This is a genomic window from Pseudocitrobacter faecalis (genome assembly GCF_965231525.1).
Classification (GTDB): domain Bacteria; phylum Pseudomonadota; class Gammaproteobacteria; order Enterobacterales; family Enterobacteriaceae; genus Pseudocitrobacter; species Pseudocitrobacter faecalis.
Genome location: NZ_CBDDNJ010000002.1, coordinates 4,530,048 through 4,553,090, shown reverse-complemented (window position 1 = coordinate 4,553,090; position 23,043 = coordinate 4,530,048). Strand labels below are relative to the sequence as shown.

At 54.9% G+C, this 23,043-nt stretch carries 19 protein-coding genes and 1 tRNA gene; 11 read left to right on the top strand and 9 right to left on the bottom strand.

The features are described from left to right. Positions 1 to 260: 260 nt before the first annotated feature. Positions 261 to 1,652 (top strand): nucleobase:cation symporter-2 family protein, encoded by a 1,392-nt coding sequence (locus tag ACOXYR_RS21945; RefSeq protein WP_015343983.1) that lies wholly within the window; start codon positions 261 to 263, stop codon positions 1,650 to 1,652. A 136-nt stretch (positions 1,653 to 1,788) separates the two neighbouring features. Further along, positions 1,789 to 3,486 carry an AsmA family protein gene (locus ACOXYR_RS21940; RefSeq protein WP_421356683.1) on the top strand — a complete coding sequence of 566 codons (1,698 nt, stop codon included), beginning with the start codon at positions 1,789 to 1,791 and terminating at the stop codon, positions 3,484 to 3,486. Between the two features lie 89 nt (positions 3,487 to 3,575). On the opposite strand, the gene yicI is transcribed toward ACOXYR_RS21940, so the two are convergent. Beyond that, positions 3,576 to 5,894, bottom strand: coding sequence for an alpha-xylosidase (gene yicI / locus ACOXYR_RS21935; protein ID WP_421356682.1), 2,319 nt, complete (start codon positions 5,892 to 5,894; stop codon positions 3,576 to 3,578). A gap of 11 nt (positions 5,895 to 5,905) precedes the next feature. Beyond that, positions 5,906 to 7,300: a glycoside-pentoside-hexuronide family transporter gene (locus ACOXYR_RS21930; RefSeq protein ID WP_421356681.1), complete on the bottom strand. Its 1,395-nt coding sequence runs from the start codon at positions 7,298 to 7,300 to the stop codon at positions 5,906 to 5,908. A gap of 301 nt (positions 7,301 to 7,601) precedes the next feature. Here ACOXYR_RS21930 and ACOXYR_RS21925 point away from each other — a divergent pair. After that, positions 7,602 to 7,696, top strand: a tRNA-Sec gene (locus ACOXYR_RS21925). 181 nt (positions 7,697 to 7,877) lie between these two features. Here the strand turns inward: ACOXYR_RS21925 and pfkA are convergent. The 3 genes from pfkA to cpxP form a co-directional block, all read right to left on the bottom strand. Then, entirely contained in the window at positions 7,878 to 8,840 is a 963-nt protein-coding gene (gene pfkA / locus ACOXYR_RS21920) for a 6-phosphofructokinase (RefSeq protein ID WP_015966510.1), read from the bottom strand. A 192-nt stretch (positions 8,841 to 9,032) separates the two neighbouring features. Beyond that, positions 9,033 to 9,926: a CDF family cation-efflux transporter FieF gene (gene fieF / locus ACOXYR_RS21915; protein WP_108477049.1), complete on the bottom strand. Its 894-nt coding sequence runs from the start codon at positions 9,924 to 9,926 to the stop codon at positions 9,033 to 9,035. A 127-nt stretch (positions 9,927 to 10,053) separates the two neighbouring features. Continuing rightward, positions 10,054 to 10,551: a cell-envelope stress modulator CpxP gene (cpxP, locus tag ACOXYR_RS21910; RefSeq protein ID WP_108477050.1), complete on the bottom strand. Its 498-nt coding sequence runs from the start codon at positions 10,549 to 10,551 to the stop codon at positions 10,054 to 10,056. A 150-nt stretch (positions 10,552 to 10,701) separates the two neighbouring features. Between cpxP and cpxR the strand changes: the two genes are divergently transcribed. Together cpxR and cpxA are read left to right on the top strand one after the other, a co-directional pair. Next, positions 10,702 to 11,400 carry an envelope stress response regulator transcription factor CpxR gene (gene cpxR, locus ACOXYR_RS21905; protein WP_015966513.1) on the top strand — a complete coding sequence of 233 codons (699 nt, stop codon included), beginning with the start codon at positions 10,702 to 10,704 and terminating at the stop codon, positions 11,398 to 11,400. Then, a complete protein-coding gene (gene cpxA / locus ACOXYR_RS21900) occupies positions 11,397 to 12,770 on the top strand; it encodes an envelope stress sensor histidine kinase CpxA (RefSeq protein WP_108477051.1) in 1,374 nt (457 codons plus the stop codon). Before cpxR ends, cpxA begins: the two co-directional genes overlap by 4 nt. A 114-nt stretch (positions 12,771 to 12,884) precedes the next feature. On the opposite strand, the gene yiiM is transcribed toward cpxA, so the two are convergent. Further along, complete coding sequence (gene yiiM, locus ACOXYR_RS21895) at positions 12,885 to 13,559, bottom strand: 6-hydroxyaminopurine reductase (protein ID WP_113858297.1); 675 nt, start codon at positions 13,557 to 13,559, stop codon at positions 12,885 to 12,887. Positions 13,560 to 13,694: 135 nt separating this feature from the next. Beyond that, entirely contained in the window at positions 13,695 to 14,315 is a 621-nt protein-coding gene (gene sodA / locus ACOXYR_RS21890) for a superoxide dismutase [Mn] (protein ID WP_015966516.1), read from the bottom strand. A 370-nt stretch (positions 14,316 to 14,685) separates the two neighbouring features. Between sodA and rhaT the strand changes: the two genes are divergently transcribed. Next, on the top strand, positions 14,686 to 15,720 hold the full coding sequence (rhaT, locus tag ACOXYR_RS21885; protein ID WP_113858296.1) for an L-rhamnose/proton symporter RhaT: 1,035 nt from the start codon (positions 14,686 to 14,688) through the stop codon (positions 15,718 to 15,720). Here the strand turns inward: rhaT and rhaR are convergent, their stop codons facing one another. Together rhaR and rhaS are read right to left on the bottom strand one after the other, a co-directional pair. Continuing rightward, positions 15,721 to 16,569, bottom strand: coding sequence for an HTH-type transcriptional activator RhaR (gene rhaR, locus ACOXYR_RS21880; protein ID WP_108477089.1), 849 nt, complete (start codon positions 16,567 to 16,569; stop codon positions 15,721 to 15,723). 71 nt (positions 16,570 to 16,640) lie between these two features. After that, a complete protein-coding gene (gene rhaS, locus ACOXYR_RS21875; RefSeq protein WP_108477054.1) occupies positions 16,641 to 17,477 on the bottom strand; it encodes an HTH-type transcriptional activator RhaS in 837 nt (278 codons plus the stop codon). A 300-nt stretch (positions 17,478 to 17,777) separates the two neighbouring features. Here rhaS and rhaB point away from each other — a divergent pair, with 300 nt between their 5' ends. The 5 genes from rhaB (at position 17,778) to rhaM (ending at position 23,023) form a co-directional block, all read left to right on the top strand. Beyond that, entirely contained in the window at positions 17,778 to 19,247 is a 1,470-nt protein-coding gene (gene rhaB, locus ACOXYR_RS21870; protein WP_421356680.1) for a rhamnulokinase, read from the top strand. Further along, complete coding sequence (gene rhaA, locus ACOXYR_RS21865) at positions 19,244 to 20,503, top strand: L-rhamnose isomerase (protein WP_108477056.1); 1,260 nt, start codon at positions 19,244 to 19,246, stop codon at positions 20,501 to 20,503. The genes rhaB and rhaA overlap by 4 nt, the downstream gene beginning before the upstream one ends. Before the next feature lie 166 nt (positions 20,504 to 20,669). After that, positions 20,670 to 21,494 (top strand): rhamnulose-1-phosphate aldolase, encoded by an 825-nt coding sequence (gene rhaD / locus ACOXYR_RS21860; protein ID WP_113858295.1) that lies wholly within the window; start codon positions 20,670 to 20,672, stop codon positions 21,492 to 21,494. Positions 21,495 to 21,563: 69 nt separating this feature from the next. Further along, a complete protein-coding gene (fucO, locus tag ACOXYR_RS21855; RefSeq protein ID WP_421356553.1) occupies positions 21,564 to 22,712 on the top strand; it encodes a lactaldehyde reductase in 1,149 nt (382 codons plus the stop codon). After that, on the top strand, positions 22,709 to 23,023 hold the full coding sequence (gene rhaM / locus ACOXYR_RS21850; RefSeq protein WP_108477059.1) for an L-rhamnose mutarotase: 315 nt from the start codon (positions 22,709 to 22,711) through the stop codon (positions 23,021 to 23,023). The genes fucO and rhaM overlap by 4 nt, the downstream gene beginning before the upstream one ends. The last annotated feature ends 20 nt before the right edge of the window (positions 23,024 to 23,043 follow it).

Here is a 23,043-nt window from a genome sequence, read left to right as displayed (position 1 = left end):
TTACCTGACGCATGATTCATTCATACGCGACGTATTTCCTGTGTCGTTGAGATCTCATCGTAAGATCAGGGAGCAGATTGTAATCAATAAATGCGCAAAAATGACAGAAAAAGGTTAATCACGCCGATAAATCATTTATGTAATGAATAATTGATAAAAATTAAGATCCGGTATTTTTTTAACGCCTTCCCAAAGCAACCGTTTGCTTTTACCCACCAGTCCGATAAAATCGCCACTTTTCCACCACGAGATCGCCTCTGATGTCCGCCAACACCCTTGAGTCAGAAAATGCGCAACCGGTTGCGCACACTCAAAACAGCGAATTGATTTACCGCTTAGAAGACCGCCCGCCGCTGCCACAAACCCTCTTTGCCGCACTGCAACACTTGCTGGCGATGTTTGTTGCGGTGATCACGCCTGCCCTGCTGATTTGTCAGGCGCTGGGTCTGCCGGCAGCGGATACTCAGCACATTATCAGTATGTCGCTCTTCGCTTCCGGTGTGGCGTCCATCATTCAGATTAAAGCCTGGGGGCCGGTGGGTTCGGGTCTATTGTCTATTCAGGGCACCAGCTTTAACTTTGTTGCGCCGCTGATTATGGGCGGTACCGCGCTGAAAACCGGTGGTGCCGATGTGCCGACGATGATGGCGGCGCTGTTTGGTACGCTGATGCTGGCGAGTTGTACAGAAATGGTGCTTTCGCGCGTGCTGCATCTGGCGCGTCGTATTATCACGCCGCTGGTTTCCGGCGTGGTGGTCATGATTATCGGGCTGTCACTGATTCAGGTTGGCCTGACATCCATTGGCGGCGGTTATGCGGCGATGAGCAACAACACCTTTGGCGCGCCAAAAAATCTGCTGCTGGCGGGTATCGTACTGGTACTGATTATTCTGCTTAACCGCCAGCGCAACCCGTACCTGCGCATTGCATCGCTGGTCATTGCCATGGCGGCAGGTTATCTGATGGCCTGGTTCCTCGGCATGCTGCCAGAAAATACCGCGCCGACCAACACCGACCTGTTGATGATCCCAACCCCGCTGTACTATGGCCTGGGCATCGACTGGAACCTGCTGCTGCCGCTGATGCTGGTCTTTATGATCACCTCACTGGAAACAATTGGTGATATTACGGCGACTTCTGACGTCTCTGAGCAACCGGTCTCCGGCCCGGTATACATGAAGCGCCTGAAAGGCGGCGTGCTGGCTAATGGCCTGAACTCGTTTGTCTCTGCGGTGTTCAACACCTTCCCGAACTCCTGCTTTGGTCAGAACAATGGCGTAATTCAGTTGACCGGCGTTGCCAGCCGCTACGTTGGCTTTGTCGTTGCGCTGATGTTGATCGTGCTGGGTCTGTTCCCGGCGGTAAGCGGTTTTGTGCAGCACATTCCTGAGCCGGTTCTGGGCGGCGCAACGCTGGTGATGTTCGGCACCATCGCCGCATCCGGCGTGCGTATTGTTTCCCGCGAACCGCTGAATCGCCGCGCAATTCTGATTATTGCCCTTTCACTGGCCATCGGCCTGGGCGTTTCCCAGCAGCCGCAAATCCTTCAGTTTGCGCCGGACTGGCTGAAAAACCTGCTCTCCTCTGGTATCGCCGCTGGCGGTATCACCGCGATTGTTCTGAATCTGGTCTTCCCGCCAGAGAAAGAGTAATCCGCTTTGCCGGATGGCGGTGACGTCATCCGGCATTATCCCCACACGCTGACACCGAATTTCACCCTTCTTACCTTGAGCATTGCGCATAATTCGTGCATAACTGCCTTATGTGCCCTTCTCAGGATGGAAGATCATGAAATTTATTGGAAAGCTGATTCTCTGGCTTCTCGTTGCACTGCTGCTGGTCATTCTCGCCTTCTACTTCCTGCTGCAAACCCGCTGGGGCGCGCGTGAAGTCAGTCAGTGGCTCACGGAAAACACCGATTACCAGGTGACGTTCGATGCGATGGATCACCGTTTCTCATCGCCTTCCCATCTCTTGTTCAGAAATGTGACCTTCGGGCGCGATGGCAAACCCGCGACGCTGGTCGCTAAAGCTGTCGACATCGGCCTGAGCACCCGCCAGGTGACCGACCCGCTACACGTTAACACTATCCTGCTGCAAGACGGGACGTTAAATCTCTCGCCATCTAACGCGCCGCTTCCCTTTGCCGCCGATCGCCTGCAGCTCAATAACATGGCTTTCAACAGCCCGGAAACCGGCTGGGAATTAAGTGCGCAACGAGTTAACGGCAGCATTGCGCCATGGACGCCGGAAGCGGGCAACGTACTGGGCAAGAAAACGCATCTACAGGTGAATGCCGGTTCCCTGACGCTCAATGGCGTACCCACCAGCAACGCCGTTATCGAAGGGGATATTGACAACGGTGTAGTGACGCTCACCAGCCTTGGCGCGGAGGTCGCTCGCGGCTCGCTGGCTGGCGATGCCCGCCGCAACGCCGACGGAAGCTGGGTGGTGGATAATCTGCGCCTGAACGATATTCGTCTGCAAAGTGATAAAACATTGGTCGATTTCTTCGCCCCGCTCAGTACCGTTCCGTCGCTGCAAATTGGCCGCCTTGAGGTGGTGGATGCCCGTTTACAGGGGCCGGACTGGGCGGTGACGGACCTCGATATGAATGTGCGCAACCTGACCCTAAGCCAGGGGGGCTGGCAAAGTACGGACGGCAAAATCACCCTCAACGCCAGCGAGTTTATCTATGGCTCGTTGCATCTGCTGGACCCCATTTTCAACGGCGAGCTCTCAGACCAGGGCATCGCCCTGCGTCAGTTCACAACCCGCTGGGAAGGCAGCACGGTGCGAACGTCCGGTTTCTGGTTGCGCAACGGGCAGGCGCTGACGCTGGATGATGCGTCTGTTGTCGGCCTTGAATACACGTTACCCAATAACTGGAAACAGTTGTGGATGGACGCATTGCCAGAGTGGCTCAACAGCGTGACCCTGAAGAAATTCACCGCCAGCCGCAATCTGGTTATCGATATCGACCCAGCTTTCCCATGGCAGATTACGGCACTGGAAGGCAGCGCCACCAATCTTCAGCTGGTGAAAAATCGCCTGTGGGGCGTATGGGGCGGAAATGTGCAACTCAACGCGGCGGCGGCGACGTTTAATCGCGTAGACGTCAATCGTCCGAGCCTCGCGCTGTCGGCAAACGCCTCGACGGTGAATATCAGCGAACTTGCAGCATACACAGAGAAAGGCAGGCTCAACGCCACCGCCACGGTTTCTCAATTGCCGCAACGGCAGGTGAACGTCAGCCTCGACGCACGCGGCGTGCCGCTGAATACGTTGCAGGCCTGGGGATGGCCAGCACTGCCCATCAGCGGCGACGGTAACCTTCAGCTCACCGCCACCGGGGCAGTGCAGGCAGACGCACCGCTCAAGCCCACGGTAAACGGGCAACTGAGCGCGGTGAATATGGCGAAAGAGCAGGTGACGCAGGTGATGCGGGGTGGGGTGGTTTCACCCTCACCCCAGCCCTCTCCCTGAGGGAGAGGGTGAAAACCGGCGCAGGTCTTAACGTTATGCTCTATCCGTTCCCTCTCCCTCAGGGAGAGGGTTAGGGTGAGGGTGCCCCCTCATAGATGAATCACTGTCTCACCCCCTTCCGCTTTCACCACCACACCCAACTCACTTCCCGCATGTGCGCCGCCCTTAATACCGCTAATTTGCTGCACATTGCGCAGGCACAGCGTCCAGTCACGCGCGTTGCCTTCACCGGTCACCGTGATGGTATTACCCACCCGTACCGCTTTCAGGGTGAATGCGGCTGAACCATCCGTCGCCGGAACGGTGCAAATCGCTTCCCGGCCATCATCCAGACAGAAGAGCTGGAATTTAGTGCCTTCATGCCACGCGTAGTTTGGTTTCTGGCTGTTGTTGCCCAGTGCCAGCAGGGTGTTGTCGCGAACGTATACCGGCAGGCTCAGGAAGTCGTGCTGCTGTTTATGCCAGCGGCTGCCCTGTACTTCATCGTTGTGCCACAGGTGCGTCCAGCGGCCTTCCGGCAGGTAGAACTGCACATCGCCCACTTCCGAGAACACCGGCGCCACCATAACGGAGTCGCCGAGCATATACTGGCGGTCGAGGTAGTCGCATGCCGGGTCGTTCGGGAACTCCAGCATCATTGCGCGCAGCATCGGCGTACCCTGCTCGTGCGCCAGCGCCGCCTGACGATAGAGGTACGGCATCATGCGGCACTTCATTTCGGTGAAGAAGCGCACCACGTCGCAGGACTCTTCATCGTACGCCCACGGTACACGGTAGGATTTGCTGCCGTGCAGGCGGCTATGGCTTGAGAAGAGACCGAATGCGCACCAGCGTTTGTAGACATCCGCCGGGGCGGTGTTTTCGAAGCCGCCAATATCGTGGCTCCAGAAGCCGAAGCCAGAGAGACCGATCGACAGGCCGCCGCGCAGGCTTTCTGCCATCGATTCATAGTTGGCATAGCAGTCACCGCCCCAGTGAACCGGAAACTGTTGCGCGCCCACGGACGCGGAACGGGCAAACAGTACCGCCTCTTCCTCGCCCACCGTGTCTTTCAACACATTCCACACCAGTTCGTTGTAGATAAAGGCGTAGTGGTTATGCATTTTCTGCGGATCGGAACCGTCGAACCACTGAACGTCCGTCGGAATACGTTCGCCGAAGTCGGTTTTGAAGCAATCGACGCCGATATCCACCAGGCCTTTCAGCTTGTCGGCGTACCACTGGCAAGCATCCGGGTTGGTGAAGTCGTAAATCGCCAGGCCAGGCTGCCATTTATCCCACTGCCACAGGGAACCGTCCGGGCGTTTAAGCAGATAGCCCTTCTCTTTCAGCTCCTTGAAGATCGGTGATTTTTGGCCGATGTACGGGTTAATCCACACACAGACCTTCAGCCCTTTCTCTTTCAGGCGTTGAATCATGCCTTTCGGGTCAGGGAAGGTCACCGGATCCCACTCGAAATCACACCACTGGAAAGCTTTCATCCAGAAGCAGTCAAAGTGGAAAACGTGCAGCGGCAGGTTGCGCTCAGCCATACCGTCGATAAAGCTGTTCACGGTCGCTTCATCGTAGTTAGTGGTGAACGACGTGGTAAGCCACAGGCCGAACGACCATGCTGGCGGCAACGCCGGGCGACCGGTGAACCGGGTATAGCGATTGAGCACCTCTTTAGGTGTTGGGCCGTCGATAACGAAATATTCCAGATATTCGCCTTCCACGCTGAACTGCACTTTAGAGACTTTTTCGGAGCCGATTTCGAACGAGACGTTTTCCGGGTGATTCACCAGCACGCCGTAACCGCGATTGGTAATGTAGAACGGAATGTTTTTATAGGACTGCTCAGTACTGGTACCGCCGTCGCGGTTCCAGGTATCCACCGTCTGACCGTTACGCACCAGCGCGGTAAAACGCTCGCCCAGGCCATAAACCGTTTCACCTACGCCCAGATCCAGACGCTCGAACAGGTAGTTTTTACCGGTATTGCTATCCTGCACGTAGCCATTGTTTTTCACCTGAGAACCGGTAATACGTACGCCGTTACGCAGGAAATCGAGCGACCAGAATTCCCCTTTAGTGACGCGCACGCTCAGGTTGCCGCTTTTCAGTTCAGCGAAATCGGTGGTGTTTTGCATCTCGACTTTCACATCTTTCAGGACGTTCAGCGGATAGTGCGGGCCGTTGTTTAACGCGCCCTGGAAGTGCTCGATACGCACACCCACCACGCCTTCCTGCGGGGCGAAAAAGCGCAGCGTAAACATCGGAGTATCCAGTTGCCAGGTACGCTCACGTACATCGCGCGGCGCGGCATAAACCACCATCTCATTGCCATGCTGCTCGACATCGAACACCTGGATGGGGTGGATAAGATTGAGCCCCGGTTGGATCAGCCAGTTTCCATCACTGATTTTCATAGTTCGTCCTCTTAACTCTGTAATGATTTTGATTCGGGTACATGTTCAAATTCTTGTTGATTGCGACGTGCGCCCTGCGCCAGCTCGCCCAAAATTTTCAGCAAGAACGGCGTTTTCAGGGTGTAGTAGCGTTTCGCAATGATGGCGCTCAGCAGATAGCAAATCGCAGGGACGAGAGTAAACAGCGCGATAATGATGCTGATGGTGGTGCTGTTCTGCACTTTCGCAGCCGCATCGTAGCCCCCACCCGCCAGCATCCAGCCAATCATCGCGCCGCCTAACGCCAGGCCCAGCTTGAGCACGAACAGCGTGCCTGCAAAACTGATACCGGTAAGGCGTTTACCGTTGCACCACTCACCGTAGTCGACGGTGTCGGACATCATCACCCACTGAATCGGCGTGACCAGTTGGTGCAACACGCCAATCACGAAAATAAAGCCGAACATCAGTACGTTGGCATTCATGGGGACAAAGAACATCGCCAGGCTCAGACCCGCCAGAACGGCATTAGTCCACCAGAAGACGCTCACTTTGCATTTCCAGTCAGTGAGCGGTTTAGCCATTGCGGAGCCAATCAGGTTACCGACGCAATAGGTGGTCAGGAAGGCGGTAAACAGCGCCGGAGAGCCCATAATCCAGGTGACGTAATACATCATTGCGCCACCGCGCACACAGACGGCAAGAATATTCAGAATGGTAAGCAAGCCGACGATGCGCCACTGATCGTTCTGCCAGATATCGCGCAGATCTTCACGCATGCCAGTAGTGCTTGGTGGCACCTGAATACGTTCTTTGGTGGTGAAGAAACAGAACGCCAGCATCAGGAACGCAACCGCCGACAGAACGGCAATGCCGCCCTGGAAACCGAGGGCTTTATCCTCGCCGCCGATTAAATTCACCAGCGGCATCATCAGCACGGTAGAGAGCATGCCGCCCGCCGTCGCCAGCACAAAGCGCCAGGATTGCAGCGAGATACGCTGTGTCGGGTCGTTAGTGATCACGCCGCCCAGCGCGCAGTAAGGGATATTGACCACGGTATAGAGTAGGGTCAGCAGCGTATACGTTACGGCGGCGTAAATCATTTTGCCGTTCAGGCTGAGGTCTGGCGTGCTGTATGCCAGCACACACACCACGCCGAACGGCAGCGCGCCAAACAACACCCACGGACGGAACTTACCCCAGCGGCTACGCGTACGGTCAGCCAGCAGGCCCATACAGGGGTCGGAAATAGCATCCAGCACACGCGCCAGCAGAAACATTGTGCCGACAAAACCGGCAGGAATACCGAAAATATCGGTGTAAAAAAACATCATGTACAACATGACGTTATCAAAAATGATATGGCTGGCGGCGTCGCCCATGCCATAGCCAATCTTCTCTTTGACGGATAAAACTTCGCTCTTCATGCCGAAATCCTTCTTGGGCCGACTCCACGCTGGTACCGGTTACTGTTTTTGTAAACCATCCGTTCGCTAAGATGAATTCCGATATCTCGTTATCAAATTACGTTTCTTAATTTCTGTGATCGGTGTAGGACTAGAGAATGTGTCGAAGTGTAACTTGCGGATTTTATGGGATTTTGTACTGTGGCGAAGATTCACTGGCGGGAGATGTGCCAAATGAATCCAAAAAAGGTGCATTAAAAGATGTGGTAAATGCCTGAAAGTAGCTATAATGCGCCCCGCCTCCATGTAGCAATCGAGGCGCGGAAGATCGTCATCTCCGGTGAGGTGGCTGGACTTCAAATCCAGTTGGGGCCGCCAGCGGTCCCGGGCAGGTTCGACTCCTGTGATCTTCCGCCAGTTTGCTCCCCTTTTGTCCTGAAGTATCACCCACCTCTCGCCCCCAATCACCCTTGCCCTTAGCGACACGATAATTATTCGAACGATCACCGCGCTAAAATGAAGGCAAAAAAAAAGCCCTCCCGGCAGGGAAGGCCATTTTATTACGTCGGGCTGTACGCCCTTCGGTAATCCACGCGGATTAGTAGAGCATTTTCGCGCAGTCTAACCAGTCACCTTTGAACGGACGCTTCATGTTTTCGATAGCGTCGATGATGTCGTGGTGAACCAATTTTTCGTTCTGAATGCCGACGCAACGGCCACCAAAGCCCTGCAGCAGCAGTTCAATGGCATACGCCCCCATGCGGGAAGCCAGAATACGGTCATAAGGCACCGGGGAGCCGCCGCGCTGGATGTGGCCCAGTACGGTTGCGCGGGTTTCACGACCCGTTTCTTTCTCAATGAAGTGCGCCAGCTCATCGATATCACACATATGTTCGGTAATCGCCACGATAGCGTGTTTTTTACCTTTCGCGATACCGGCTTTGATTTCTGCAACCAGGTCGTCACGGTTAAATTCAACTTCCGGCAGAACCACGAATTCACAACCACCAGCAATCGCTGCCGCCAGGGTCAGGTCGCCGCAGTAACGACCCATCACTTCAACAACGGAGATACGCTGGTGCGAAGAAGAGGTGTCACGCAGACGGTCAATCGCTTCAACCACGGTGCTCAGTGCGGTGAAGAAACCGATGGTGTAGTCAGTGCCTTTGATATCGTTGTCGATGGTGCCCGGCAGGCCGATGCACGGGAAGCCCATTTCGGTCAGACGCATGGCACCCATGTAGGAGCCGTCACCGCCGATAACGACCAGCGCATCCAGACCGCGTTTTTTCATGTTTTCGATAGCCACAGCGCGGATATTCTCATCACGGAATTCCGGGAAACGCGCTGAACCGAGGAAGGTACCGCCACGGTTGATCATATCGGAGACGCTGTAACGGTCGAGCTGAACCATACGGTCTTCATACAGACCAAGGTAACCGTCATAGATACCAAATACTTCCAGACCTTCCGTTAACGCAGCGCGCACAACACCACGAATGGCAGCGTTCATACCCGGCGCATCACCGCCGCTTGTCAACACACCGATTTTCTTAATCATGACTACCTCTGAACTTAGGAATGCTAATAATTAATTCTTCTGCCCGAAGCGCTCCCTGTAGGGAGAGAACGACCTTATTACAGATAGTATATCAAGTGCTTCGTGCTGAATTGATTCAGGTCAGGCCAAATGGCGGTTATTTGAACAAAAAATGCCGATCGACCCCACACTTTTACAACGACTTACGAAAGTTCAAACGCTCCTGCCACCATCCGGGACAACTGAGCACGGATCCTGGTGAATAATCACATCGGATCCCGGGAAACGACGCAAAATAGCCTGCTCCACCTGTTCAGCAATCACATGTGCCTGAACTAAGGGTAGGTTATCTTCCATTTCCAGATGGATCTGAATAAAGCGGGTCGGCCCTGACTGCCGCGTTCTGAGATCGTGTGCACCGCTTACCCCGGGCCAGGCGGTCACGATGTCGATAATTTCCTGACGTTCTCCGTCGGGTAATGCGCGATCCAGCAAAGACTGAACCGCCTCATAACCCATACGTAATGCGCTATATAAAATATAGATGCCAATTCCTAATGCAAACAGCGCATCTGCGCGATGCCAACCGTACCAGGAAAGCCCCAGCGCGACTAAAATTGCACCGTTCATCATAACATCAGACTGATAATGAAGCATATCCGCCCTTACCGCCTGACTTTGCGTTTTACGAACCACCCAACGCTGGAATGAGACCAGCAACAGCGTACTTACCAGCGCAACAACGGTCACCAGCACACCAATGCCCGGTTTATTCATTTCCTGCGGCTGTGCCAGATGCTGGATGCCGGTTAAGAAAAGAAACAGTGCTGAACCGGAAATAAACATGCTCTGCGCCAGTGCCGCCAGCGATTCTGCTTTACCGTGGCCGAAGGTGTGCTCATCGTCGGCGGGTTGCAGCGAATAACGCACCACCCACAGATTGGTCAGCGATGCCGCAATATCCACCAGCGAATCCACCAGGGCCGCCAGAATACTGACGGAACCGGTGTACCACCACGCAAAAATTTTGATCAAAAGTAACACAGAGGCCATCACCGTCGCGGCAAGCGCTGCGCGGCTGATGAGCTGGCCATATGATTGATTCATAAACGCTCCTGCCATTCATTCTGCGGCTAGTATAGCGGAGGCGGTGGCAAAAATTGGGCAAAAAAAACCCCCACATCATGTGGGGGAAGACAGGGATGGTGTCTATGGCAAGGAAAAACAGGGTTTGTTACTGGTTGCTACGGGTACTACTAAATAACATTGTCGTTGGGTTTTTCTGCATCCCGGCAACCTCACGCAACTGATCCATACGTTGCTTGTGTTTCTCATTTAAAGCCGCTTGCTGCTCTGGCGTAAGGAGGCGATACATCTGGTTGCGCACTTTCGCCATTTCGACCTGGCGGGCAACCTGCTCCTGCGCCATTTTTTCTGCCTGAGCGCGTACCGCGGCTTCATCAAATTTTTCTGCTGTAATGAGACGATGCATCGTCTCTACTTCGCTAACATTAACGGGCGGCTGGTCATGCCGGGCTCGTTGCATCAGATCTCGCATCTGCTGACGTTGATGTTCGGTTAAACTTATGCCGTCAAACATATGACCCTGACTGCTACGCTGCGTACTACCCTCAGCGGGGTGCCAGTTAACGCTGGTGACGACTTCAGCTGCCTGGCTAGTAGCACTTAGCGCCAGTGTTGAGGCCATGACGGCAGCGATAACATTGCGCATCACTTGCTCCCAAAAACTTTTGTGTCGCGATTCAACGAGAGAGAGTTTACGATTCAGGCTGCAAACATGCGTCAGGGGGTGTAAAACAACGTAAAGTCATGGATTAGCGGGCCTTGATGACGTAATTTCTGCCTCGGAGGTATTTAAAATATGAATAAAATTTTATTAGTTGATGATGACCGCGAGCTTACTTCCTTGTTAAAGGAGTTGCTCGACATGGAAGGGTTCAACGTTCTGGTAGCCCATGACGGTGAACAGGCGCTGGCACTTCTGGACGACAGCATCGACCTGCTTTTGCTCGATGTGATGATGCCGAAGAAAAACGGTATCGACACGCTTAAAGAGCTTCGTCAGACACACCAGACCCCCGTTATTATGCTTACCGCGCGCGGAAGCGAGCTGGATCGCGTTCTGGGCCTTGAACTGGGCGCAGATGACTACTTGCCTAAGCCGTTCAACGATCGCGAACTGGTTGCGCGTATACGTGCGATTCTGCGTCGTTCGCACTGGAGCGAACAGCAACAAAACAGCGACGTTGGTTCACCAACCGTTGAAGTCGATTCCCTGAGCCTGAATCCGGGGCGCCAGGAAGCCAGCTTTGATGGGCAGGTTCTTGAACTGACCGGCACGGAATTCACCCTGCTTTACCTGCTGGCACAGCACCTCGGCCAGGTGGTTTCTCGTGAACACCTTAGTCAGGAAGTGCTGGGCAAGCGCTTAACTCCGTTCGACCGCGCTATCGATATGCACATCTCCAATCTGCGCCGCAAACTGCCAGAGCGTAAAGATGGGCATCCGTGGTTTAAAACCCTGCGTGGTCGCGGTTATCTGATGGTATCCGCTTCATGATAGGAAGTTTGACCGCACGCATCTTCGCCATTTTCTGGTTAACACTGGCGCTGGTGCTGATGCTGGTTCTGATGCTACCGAAGCTCGATTCTCGTCAGATGACCGAGCTGCTGGACAGCGAGCAGCGCCAGGGGATGATGATCGAGCAGCATGTTGAGGAAGAGTTAGCGGCAGACCCACCGAATGATTTGATGTGGTGGCGTCGCCTTTTCCGTGCCATTGATAAGTGGGCACCGCCGGGTCAACGTCTTCTGCTGGTGACCAGCGAAGGCCGCGTGATCGGCGCAGAACGCAGCGAAATGCAGATCATTCGCAACTTTATCGGCCAATCGGATAACTCAGATCACCCGCAGAAGAAAAAATATGGCCGCGTTGAGCTGGTCGGCCCGTTCTCTATCCGCGATGGGGAAGATAATTACCAGTTATACCTGATTCGACCGGCCAGCAGTTCACAGTCAGATTTTATCAACCTGCTGTTTGACCGCCCGTTATTGCTGCTTATCGTGACGATGTTAGTCAGTTCCCCACTGCTGTTATGGCTGGCGTGGAGCCTGGCGAAACCGGCGCGTAAGTTGAAGAATGCAGCCGATGAAGTTGCCCAGGGGAATTTGCGTCAGCACCCTGAACTGGAAGCCGGGCCACAGGAGTTTTTAGCCGCAGGTACCAGCTTTAACCAGATGGTGACGGCGCTGGAACGCATGATGACGTCGCAGCAACGCCTGCTTTCTGATATCTCCCACGAGTTGCGCACGCCGTTAACGCGTTTGCAGTTGGGCACCGCATTATTGCGTCGCCGCAGCGGCGAGAGCAAAGAGCTGGAGCGTATTGAAACCGAAGCGCAGCGTCTGGACAGCATGATCAACGATCTGCTGGTGATGTCGCGTAATCAGGCGAATAACGCGCTGGTCAGCGAGACGATGAAAGCGAATCAGCTGTGGGGAGAAGTGCTGGATAACGCGGCGTTTGAAGCAGAGCAGATGGGCAAATCCTTCAGCATCGATTACCCGCCGGGCCCGTGGCCGCTGTACGGTAACCCGAATGCGCTGGAAAGCGCGCTGGAAAATATCGTACGCAATGCTCTGCGTTACTCGCATACCAAAATCGCCGTGGCGTTTGCAGTCGATAAAGATGGTATCACCGTAAACGTTGACGATGATGGCCCGGGTGTCAGCCCGGAGGACAGAGAGCAAATCTTCCGTCCGTTCTATCGCACCGATGAAGCCCGCGACCGTGAATCCGGCGGCACCGGTCTTGGCCTGGCGATTGTTGAAGCCGCTATCCAGCAGCATCGTGGCTGGGTGAAGGCCGATGACAGCCCGCTCGGTGGGTTGCGGTTAACGATTTGGTTGCCGTTGTATAAGCGGACATAGGGATGAGGGCCCCCTCACCCTAACCCTCTCCCGCAGGGAGAGGGAACCGGCCCAGTTTTCCCCCTCTCCCTGTGGGAGAGGGCCGGGGTGAGGGCATCAAACCGCATAGTAACCCTACTTCCCCCACAATCTGCGCGAATTATCCTCAATTTTGCCGCTAAGTACCCGCTTCTGCATGGTTCTTGTCCAGCTTGTTGACAGCCCCGCAGCCGACATCAACCGATGATACTGCTCTTCATCAAACGGCATATGCCACGCAATCGCTGCCGCTTCATGCACGGAAACGTCGCTTAGCCGCGAAACCAGCTCCAGCGGTGCATCGCTCGACACCGGCCCCGGTGCGACTACGCGATACAACCAGCCTACTTTTGCCCGGCTTTGCATCTGCGAGGACATATCGGCAATGCCAAAATGGTAGTTCAGCTTAAAGCAGGGTGAACGCGGCTGGCTGATTTGAATCAACGCCTCGCCCCAGCGGAAGATATCGCCGATGAAAGCCTCTTTTTCGGTTAAACCGTGAGTGGAAAGATTTTCGCCAAACGCAGGCGCATAGAAGAGATCGGCCTGGTCTGGAAATTCGCGCATCCACTCTGCGTAGTGTTCGCGGGGATAGTGGCACAGCGCGCGCTCAGGCCCGCCATGGATTTTTTTCTCTGCCTGCTCATCGCCCACCAGCCCCAGCTCAGTCAGCGTCAGCTCGCCGTCTACCTGCACTTTGGCAATCGCACTCGGGCGGCTGCCGTCGTAGTCGCGGATCGTGCCAATAAAAACCTCAACCGGATAATGCATTTCGTCACCCTGCTCCTCGGAATCACTGCTTAAAGGCTCGCTGGTTGCAGGGGGAAATTCAATCTTTTCCTTAAAATCAGGACAAAAAAAAGCCCCTGAAGGCAAACCTTCAGGGGCTTACTATGAGCTCAGAACTTATTTTTTAGCCGCGAAACGTGCAGCAGCTTCGTCCCAGTTCACCACGTTCCAGAACTCTTTGATGTAGTCCGGGCGGCGGTTCTGGAATTTCAGATAGTAAGCGTGTTCCCAAACGTCCAGGCCCACGATCGGGAAGCCGGAAGCGCCAGAGATAGCTTCACCCATCAGCGGGGAGTCCTGGTTAGCGGTAGAAACCACAGCCAGTTTGTCGCCTTTCAGCACCAGCCATGCCCAACCGGAACCGAAACGGGTCGCCGCCGCTTTTTCGAATTCTTCTTTGAATTTGTCAACGGAACCGAAATCGCGCTCGATAGCCGCTTTCAGGTCACCCTGCAGGGTGGTGCCTTTTTTCAGGCCTTTCCAGAACAGGCTGTGGTTCGCGTGGCCGCCGGCGTTGTTGCGCAGGAAGGTTCTTTTTTCAGCCGGGATCTGGTCCAGTTTGGTGATCAGTTCTTCCGCAGACAGGGAAGCGAACTCCGGCAGGCTTTCCAGCGCGGTATTCGCGTTATTCACGTAGGTCTGGTGGTGTTTAGTGTGATGGATTTCCATCGTCTGCTTATCGAAGTGCGGTTCCAGAGCATCGTATGCATAAGGCAGTGATGGCAGGGTATAGCTCATAATCTTCTCCATTATTGTCGGGCGGCAAAGTGTTAACGCCGCGTAAGCAGTTGGTTCATTATAGTTAATTAAATGATATTGAAAATGATTATCAATGCCGTAGTTTTTATAAGGTTATAACATTTTGTTATGTGCCTGATTTTACGGGGCTTATAGCGCAGAAAAGCATTGCCTATCAATGAAAAAGGCACAACCGCCTCGCTTTCTGCACAGAATGTAAAAGTGTGAAGCCACTCACTACGACATTGCTCTGGTGGTCATTTTTTGATTCACCGTGGCAATTAACGGAAGGTTATTAAATCGCATACTTTTTAAGCTCAACGAGTTGGCAGGACGCCTGAACCAACAATAAACCGTTGAGGAAACAATAATGAATAATGCGATTATGATGGGCATTTTCTGGCATTTGATAGGCGCAGCCAGTGCAGCCTGTTTCTATGCCCCCTTCAAGAAGGTCAAACACTGGTCCTGGGAGACGATGTGGTCCGTTGGCGGCACCGTATCGTGGCTTATTCTTCCCTGGACAATCAGTGCCCTGCTATTACCCAATTTCTGGGCCTACTACGGCTCGTTTAGTGCCTCAACCCTGATGCCGGTCTTTCTCTTCGGCGCGATGTGGGGGATTGGCAATATCAACTATGGTCTGACGATGCGCTATCTCGGCATGTCAATGGGCATCGGGATTGCGATTGGCATTACGCTGATTGTCGGCACGCTAATGACGCCGATTCTGAACGGTAGCTTTGATGTACTGATCAACACCAAAGGTGGCCGTATGACGCTGCTCGGCGTGCTGGTTGCGCTGATTGGCGTAGGCATCGTCACGCGCGCAGGCCAGTTGAAAGAGCGCAACATGGGCATTAAAGCGGAAGACTTTAACCTCAAGAAAGGACTGGTACTGGCGGTAATGTGCGGCATCTTCTCAGCGGGGATGTCATTCGCGATGAGCGCCGCAAAACCGATGCACGAAGCCGCTGCCGCGCTGGGCGTCGATCCTCTTTACGTCGCGTTGCCAAGCTACGTCGTTATCATGGGCGGCGGCGCGCTGATTAACCTCGGCTTCTGCTTCATTCGTCTGGCAAAAGTGAAAACCTTGTCGGTAAAAGCTGACTTCTCGCTGGCAAAACCGCTGATCATCACCAACGTATTACTCTCTGCGTTGGGCGGCCTGATGTGGTATTTGCAGTTCTTCTTCTACGCCTGGGGCCACGCCAAAATCCCGGCGCAGTATGAATACATCAGTTGGATGCTGCACATGAGCTTCTACGTGCTTTGCGGCGGTCTGGTTGGGCTGGTGCTGAAAGAGTGGAGCAACGCAGGTCGCCGTCCGGTCGGCGTTCTGAGTGTCGGCTGCGTGGTGATTATCATCGCGGCGAATATTGTTGGGCTGGGTATGGCGAGTTAATCAGGCAACCACTCCGTTACGATGACGCCACTGACCTGGCGTCATCCCCACCTCGCGGTTAAACACTACCGAAAAGTAGTTGCTGTCTTCAAAGCCACACTGCATCGCCACCTCACCGATCATCAAATCTGTATGCTGCAATAAATACTGCGCGTGGCAGATGCGCAGCTGACGCAGATAGTGATTCACGGTCATGCCAGTTTGCTGACGGAATTGCTGGCGCAACGCGCGTTCGCTACACCCTTCCTGCGAACAAAAGCGATCCAGCGAGAAAGGCCGGTTTAGGCTTCCGGCAAGCGCACTCAGCAAGCGGTCGAGCAACGCCTCGCTTTGCGTCGCTTCCAGATTATCCGTGGCGTAGCGATAACGTTTGAAAGAGACCACCAGTTGCGCAAAAAGCAGCTCGGCCATTTCATTCGCCAGCGGTTCATCTTTGCGGCTTTCATGTTCCAGTTGGGTAATGATTTGCCGCGTCTGGGTCATACCGTTACTGCCCATCCGCCAGTGCGGTGTCCAGGCGCTACCGTTCAGGCCGGGTAAGTAGCTTTGCCAGTCCAGATTAAGCTTCAGTCGCTCAGGGCAGTAGATAATATTTTGTAAAACCAGATCGTTAACGGAAGCGTAGGAGTGTTTATCTTCCGCGCGAATGTAGAAGAGATCGCCGCGCGTAATGCGATAAGGGCGATCGTTGAGCATGTGCAGGCCGTTCCCGCGCCAGACCAGTACCAGCTCGCAAAACTCATGGGTGTGCTCGGCAAAGACGTTTTGCGGATAACGATCGGCCACCGCCACCGCCTGCCCGGGGCGGGCAAAGAATTCCTCTTTTCGCAGAACTAAGTGACCCGACACTGCCATCCCTCACGACTTATAACGCACCATTGTCGCAGTTCTACGTTGCGAAAACGTTGATAGCCGCCGCGTTACTGCAAGGTGGCATCGCGCCCCTGGCGAATATCGCGCGGTGACCAGTCGAATTCCCGACGAAACAGAGTAGAGAAATGATTGCTGTCGCCAAAGCCACAGCGATAGGCAATATCCGTCACGCTTTCGTCGCTATGGCGCAGCAGATGGCGGGCCTTAATCAAACGCAGCCGATTCAGATAACGCTGCGGCGTCAGGCCCGTCGAGTGTTTAAGCTGGCGGTGGAGCGTACGCAGCGACAGCGAAAACTGCTCCGCCAGCGCTTCCCAGCAGACATCTTCTGCAAAATGTTCTTCCAGCCAGGCCATTAACTGGTTCAGCCGTGCGTCACTATCCATCCCGCCTGCAACCTGCGTCCCACGACGCAGAAGCACCAGCAGTTGCATAAAGAGAATTTCGCGATTGGCGAGCGTTGCCGCGTCCATGCTGTCATCCACCTGCGCCATTTGTTCGAGGATAAAACGCACCTGTTGCAGCGTGCTCTGGCTCACGCGCCAGTGGGAGGGGTAATTCCCTTCCGTTTCCTGCGGCAATAATTGATCGAGCCCGGAAAGAAACTGGAACGCCTCCGGTGAACGATAGAGAACATTGGTCAGGCAAAGGTTATCGGTGTGCTCATAAAGGTGGCGATCCGTATCGCGAACAAAACAGACAGTGCCACCACAAATGGTATACGGCTGGCCGTTAAATACGTGAATACCGGTTCCCTGTTCAACGATCACAATTTCATGAAAATCATGATGATGCTCAGGAAAAGCGGGCTGCGGAAGTCGCGGTTCAATCGCCACAGGTAAACGACCTGAACGGAAAAAATCCACACTGTGCAATACGGTCATAACGCCCCCACTAAATGAGAAAAGTTATCAGGATAGTAATCGGGGGTGGCTGACCTCACCTTAAAATTTCGACAGTAAAGAGCGCAAATCCAGTCGTTTTTTCAAGAAATACTGGGAAAGATTGGGAATTGCGGAGAGCGTCACACCCACGAAATACGGGGGGATTAGCGGAAATTGTGACCTCTCTCACGTCTACCTTTGCTTTCTTGCCAGCCGCCCATTTTGCTGTCAGTGATGAGAAGGTCACACTCGCACGCGCTTCATAGACTGGGTCCAATGACATTAAGAAGGACTCCAGCCATGACTCTTCGCCATTGTGTGGCCGTCGATTTGGGGGCATCCAGCGGTCGCGTGATGCTCGCCCGCTACGACAATAAACAACACACGCTCTCGCTGCACGAGATCCACCGTTTTGTGAACTGCCTGCAAAAGCAGGATGGGTTTGATACCTGGGATATCGACGGGCTTGAAGCGGAAATTCGCATCGGCCTGAACAAAGTTTGCGAGCAGGGCATCCTGATCGACAGCATCGGTATCGACACCTGGGGCGTGGATTACGTGCTGCTTAACCGCGACGGTCAGCGCGTTGGCCTGCCGGTCTCGTATCGGGACAACCGCACCGACGGCGTGATGGCGCGGGCGATTGAACAGCTCGGTAAAGCGCAAATCTATCGCCGCAGCGGCATTCAGTTCCTGCCGTTTAATACGCTCTATCAGCTACGCGCATTGGTAGAACAACAGCCAGAAGTTGCCGCTGAGGTCGCACATGCCCTGCTGATCCCCGATTACTTCAGCTATCGCCTCACCGGCAACATGAACTGGGAATATACCAACGCGACCACCACGCAGTTGGTCAATATTCAGACCGATAACTGGGATGAAGACCTGCTTAACTGGACCGGCGCATCGCCTAAATGGTTCGGTACGCCAACGCACCCTGGCAACGTGATCGGTCACTGGATTTGCCCGATGGGCAACAAAATCCCGGTGGTGGCCGTCGCGAGCCATGATACGGCAAGCGCTGTCATTGCTTCACCGCTGGCGAACAAAGACGCCGCTTATCTCTCTTCCGGCACCTGGTCGTTGATGGGCTTTGAAAGCACCACGCCGTATACCAGCGAATATGCACTGGCAGCCAACATCACGAATGAAGGCGGCGCGGAAGGGCGTTACCGCGTGCTGAAAAACATCATGGGGCTGTGGCTGCTTCAGCGTGTGATTAAAGAGCAGAACATCACTGACCTGCCCGCACTGATTGCCGAAACGGAAAAACTCGGCGCCTGCCGTTTCCTGATCAACCCCAATGACGACCGTTTTATTAACCCGGACAACATGAGCGCGGAAATCCAGGCTGCCTGCCGCGAAACCGCACAGCCGGTGCCGCAGCGCCCTGCCGAACTCGCGCGCTGTATTTTCGACAGCCTTGCCCTGCTTTACGCCGACATTCTGAACGAACTGGCGCAACTGCGCGGCAAACCGTTCAGCCAGCTACACGTCGTTGGCGGCGGTTGCCAGAACCACTTACTCAACCAGCTTTGTGCCGACGCCTGCGGTGTGACAGTGGTGGCGGGCCCAATTGAGGCCTCCACGCTCGGCAATATCGGCGTACAGCTGATGACGCTCGAAGAGCTGGGCACCGTAGATGATTTCCGTCAGGTGGTGACCGGTAACTATGGCCTGACCACCTTTACCCCTAACTCTGAACATGAAATTGCCCGCTACGTTGCGCAGTTTCAGCAAAAACGACTGACAAAGGAGCTTTGCGCATGACCACTCAACTTGAACAAGCCTGGGAACTGGCGAAACAGCGTTATTCCGCCATTGGCATCGACGTCGAAGAGACCCTGCGTCAGCTCGATCGCCTGCCGGTATCCATGCACTGCTGGCAGGGCGATGATGTCGCCGGTTTTGAAAACCCGGAAGGTAGCCTGACCGGCGGGATTCAGGCAACAGGGAATTACCCTGGCAAAGCACGCAACGCGACAGAATTACGTGCCGATCTGGAGCAGGCGCTGAGCCTGATCCCGGGGCCAAAACGCCTGAATCTGCATGCGATCTATCTCGAATCCGAAACCCCGGTTTCCCGCGACCAGATTAAACCGGAACACTTTAAAAACTGGGTAGAGTGGGCGAAAGCGAATCAACTGGGACTCGATTTTAACCCATCCTGCTTCTCGCACCCGCTGAGCGCTGACGGTTTCACGCTCTCTCATCCGGATGCGAAAATTCGTCAGTTCTGGATTGACCACTGCAAGGCCAGCCGCCGCATCTCCGCTTACTTCGGTGAGCAACTGGGCACACCATCGGTGATGAATATCTGGATCCCGGACGGCATGAAAGACATCACCGTCGACCGTCTGGCACCGCGTCAGCGTCTGATGAACGCGCTGGATGAAGTGATTAGCGAAAAACTGGATCCGGCGCACCACATCGATGCGGTTGAAAGCAAACTGTTTGGTATTGGCGCGGAAAGTTACACCGTGGGCTCTAACGAATTCTATATGGGCTACGCCGCCAGCCGTCAGACCGCGCTGTGTCTGGATGCAGGCCACTTCCACCCGACGGAAGTGATCTCCGACAAAATCTCCTCCGCCATGCTTTACGTGCCGCGTCTGCTGCTGCACGTCAGCCGCCCGGTGCGCTGGGACAGCGACCACGTGGTGCTGCTGGATGACGAAACCCAGGCTATCGCGAGCGAAATCGTGCGCAACGATTTGTTCGACCGCGTACACATCGGCCTCGACTTCTTCGATGCTTCCATCAACCGCATCGCGGCGTGGGTTATCGGTACCCGCAACATGAAGAAAGCCCTGCTGCGCGCCCTGCTGGAGCCCGTCGATGAGCTACGCAAACTGGAAGCGGAAGGCGATTACACCGCACGCCTGGCGCTGCTGGAAGAGCAGAAATCCCTGCCGTGGCAGGCGGTGTGGGAAATGTATTGCCAGCGCCACGATACGCCAGCGGGCAGCCAGTGGCTGGAAAACGTGCGCGCGTATGAGAAAGAGATTTTGAGCAAACGCGGGTAAACAACCCTCACCCCGGCCCTCTCCCTGAGGGAGAGGGTGAAAACCAAACAGTCCCCTCTTCCTGAGCGAGAGGGTGAATACCGAAACCGGACAATCCCCTCTCCCTCAGGGAGAGGGTTAGGGTGAGGGGTAAACCCCGCACCGCCTGAACAGGAACTCGAATACTATGCAATCCATCACTCAATCCTGGTTCGTCCAGGGCATGATCAAAGCCACCTCTGACGCCTGGCTGAAAGGCTGGGACGAACGTAACGGCGGCAACCTGACGCTGCGTCTGGACGATGCCGATATCGCCCCTTACGAGGCTGATTTCCACAAAGAACCGCGCTATATCGCGCTCAGCCAACCGATGCCGCTGCTGGCGAACACGCCATTTATCGTCACCGGTTCCGGTAAGTTCTTCCGCAATGTTCAGCTCGATCCAGCCGCCAATATTGGCGTGGTGAAAGTGGACAGCGACGGTGCGGGCTATCACATCCTGTGGGGCTTAACCCATGAGGCAGTGCCGACGTCTGAATTACCGGCTCACTTCCTGTCACACTGCGAGCGCATCAAAGCGACCAACGGCAAAGATCGCGTGATCATGCATTGCCACGCCACCAACCTGATCGCCCTGACCTACGTGCTGGAAAACCGCACCGACGTGATCACCCGCCAGTTGTGGGAAGGTAGCACCGAATGTCTGGTGGTATTCCCGGACGGCGTGGGCATTCTGCCGTGGATGGTGCCGGGCACGGACGAAATCGGCCAGGCGACTGCCGTCGAAATGCAGAAACACTCGCTGGTGCTGTGGCCGTTCCACGGTGTATTCGGCAGTGGGCCGACGCTGGACGAGGCGTTTGGTTTGATCGATACCGCCGAGAAATCCGCAGAAGTGCTGGTGAAGGTCTATTCCATGGGCGGCATGAAACAGACCATCACGCGTGAAGAACTGATTGCGCTTGGCAAACGCTTTGGCGTCACCCCGCTCGCCAGCGCGCTCGCGCTCTAACCTATCCGCTCACGCCCGGCGACAGTGGCTGCCGCCGGACATAGGGCTTTTAATTTAAGGAGAAATAGCATGAGCTTTATGTTGGCGCTTCCCAAAATCAGCCTGCACGGTGCGGGCGCGATTGCCGATATGGTCAACCTGGTCGCTGGCAAACAGTGGGGCAAAGCGCTGGTGGTCACCGACGGGCAACTGGTAAAGCTGGGTCTGCTGGATAGCCTGTTTACCGCACTTGATGCGCAGAATATGTCTTACCATCTTTTCGATGAAGTGTTCCCTAATCCCACCGAAGAGCTGGTGCAAAAAGGCTTTGCGGCATATCAGGACGCGAGCTGCGATTTTATCATCGCCTTTGGCGGCGGCAGCCCTATCGATACCGCCAAAGCGATCAAAATTTTGACCGCCAACCCTGGCCCGTCTACCGCCTACTCAGGCGTGGGAAAAGTCAAAAATGCGGGCGTGCCTCTGGTTGCCATTAATACTACCGCAGGCACCGCCGCCGAGATGACCAGCAACGCCGTGATCATCGACACCGCGCGCCAGGTGAAAGAAGTCATTATCGATTCCAATATTATCCCGGATATCGCCGTAGATGACGCCAGCGTGATGCTGGACATTCCCGCGTCCGTCACCGCCGCCACCGGTATGGATGCCCTGACCCACGCGATTGAAGCTTACGTTTCCGTTGGCGCGCATCCGTTGACTGACGCCAACGCACTGGAAGCCATTCGTCTGATCACTCTGTGGCTGCCGAAAGCGGTCGATGATGGTCATAACCTGGAAGCCCGCGAGCAGATGGCGTTTGGTCAGTATCTGGCGGGGATGGCGTTTAACAGTGCGGGGCTCGGCCTGGTGCATGCGCTGGCACATCAGCCGGGCGCAACGCACAATCTGCCGCACGGCGTATGCAATGCCATCCTGCTGCCGATCATCGAAAACTTTAACCGCCCGAACGCCGTCGCGCGTTTTGCACGCGTCGCGCAGGCAATGGGTGTTGAAACCCGCGGGATGAGTGACGAAGCAGCCAGCATGGAAGCTATCAACGCCATTCGTAAACTGAGCGCGCGTGTTGGCATTCCGGAAGGTTTCAGCAAGCTGGGCGTTACCAAAGCGGATATCGAAGGCTGGCTGGACAAAGCGCTGGCTGACCCTTGCGCCCCATGTAACCCGCGCACCGCCAGCCGTGATGAGGTGCGCGAACTGTATCTGGAGGCATTATGATCCGCAAAGCTTTTGTGATGCAGGTGCATGCCGACGCACACGAAGAGTATCAGCGCCGTCATAATCCTATCTGGCCGGAACTGGAAGCGACGCTGAAATCCCACGGTGCGCACCATTACGCCATTTATCTCGATAAAGCGCGTAACCTGCTTTTCGCGACTGTTGAGATTGAATCGGAAGAGCGCTGGAACGCGGTGGCAAACACCGATGTATGTCAGCGTTGGTGGAAATATATGACCGAGGTAATGCCAGCTAATCCGGATAACAGCCCGGTAAGCACAGAATTGAAAGAGGTATTCTATCTCGATTAATTGTTCACTCTCATAAAAAA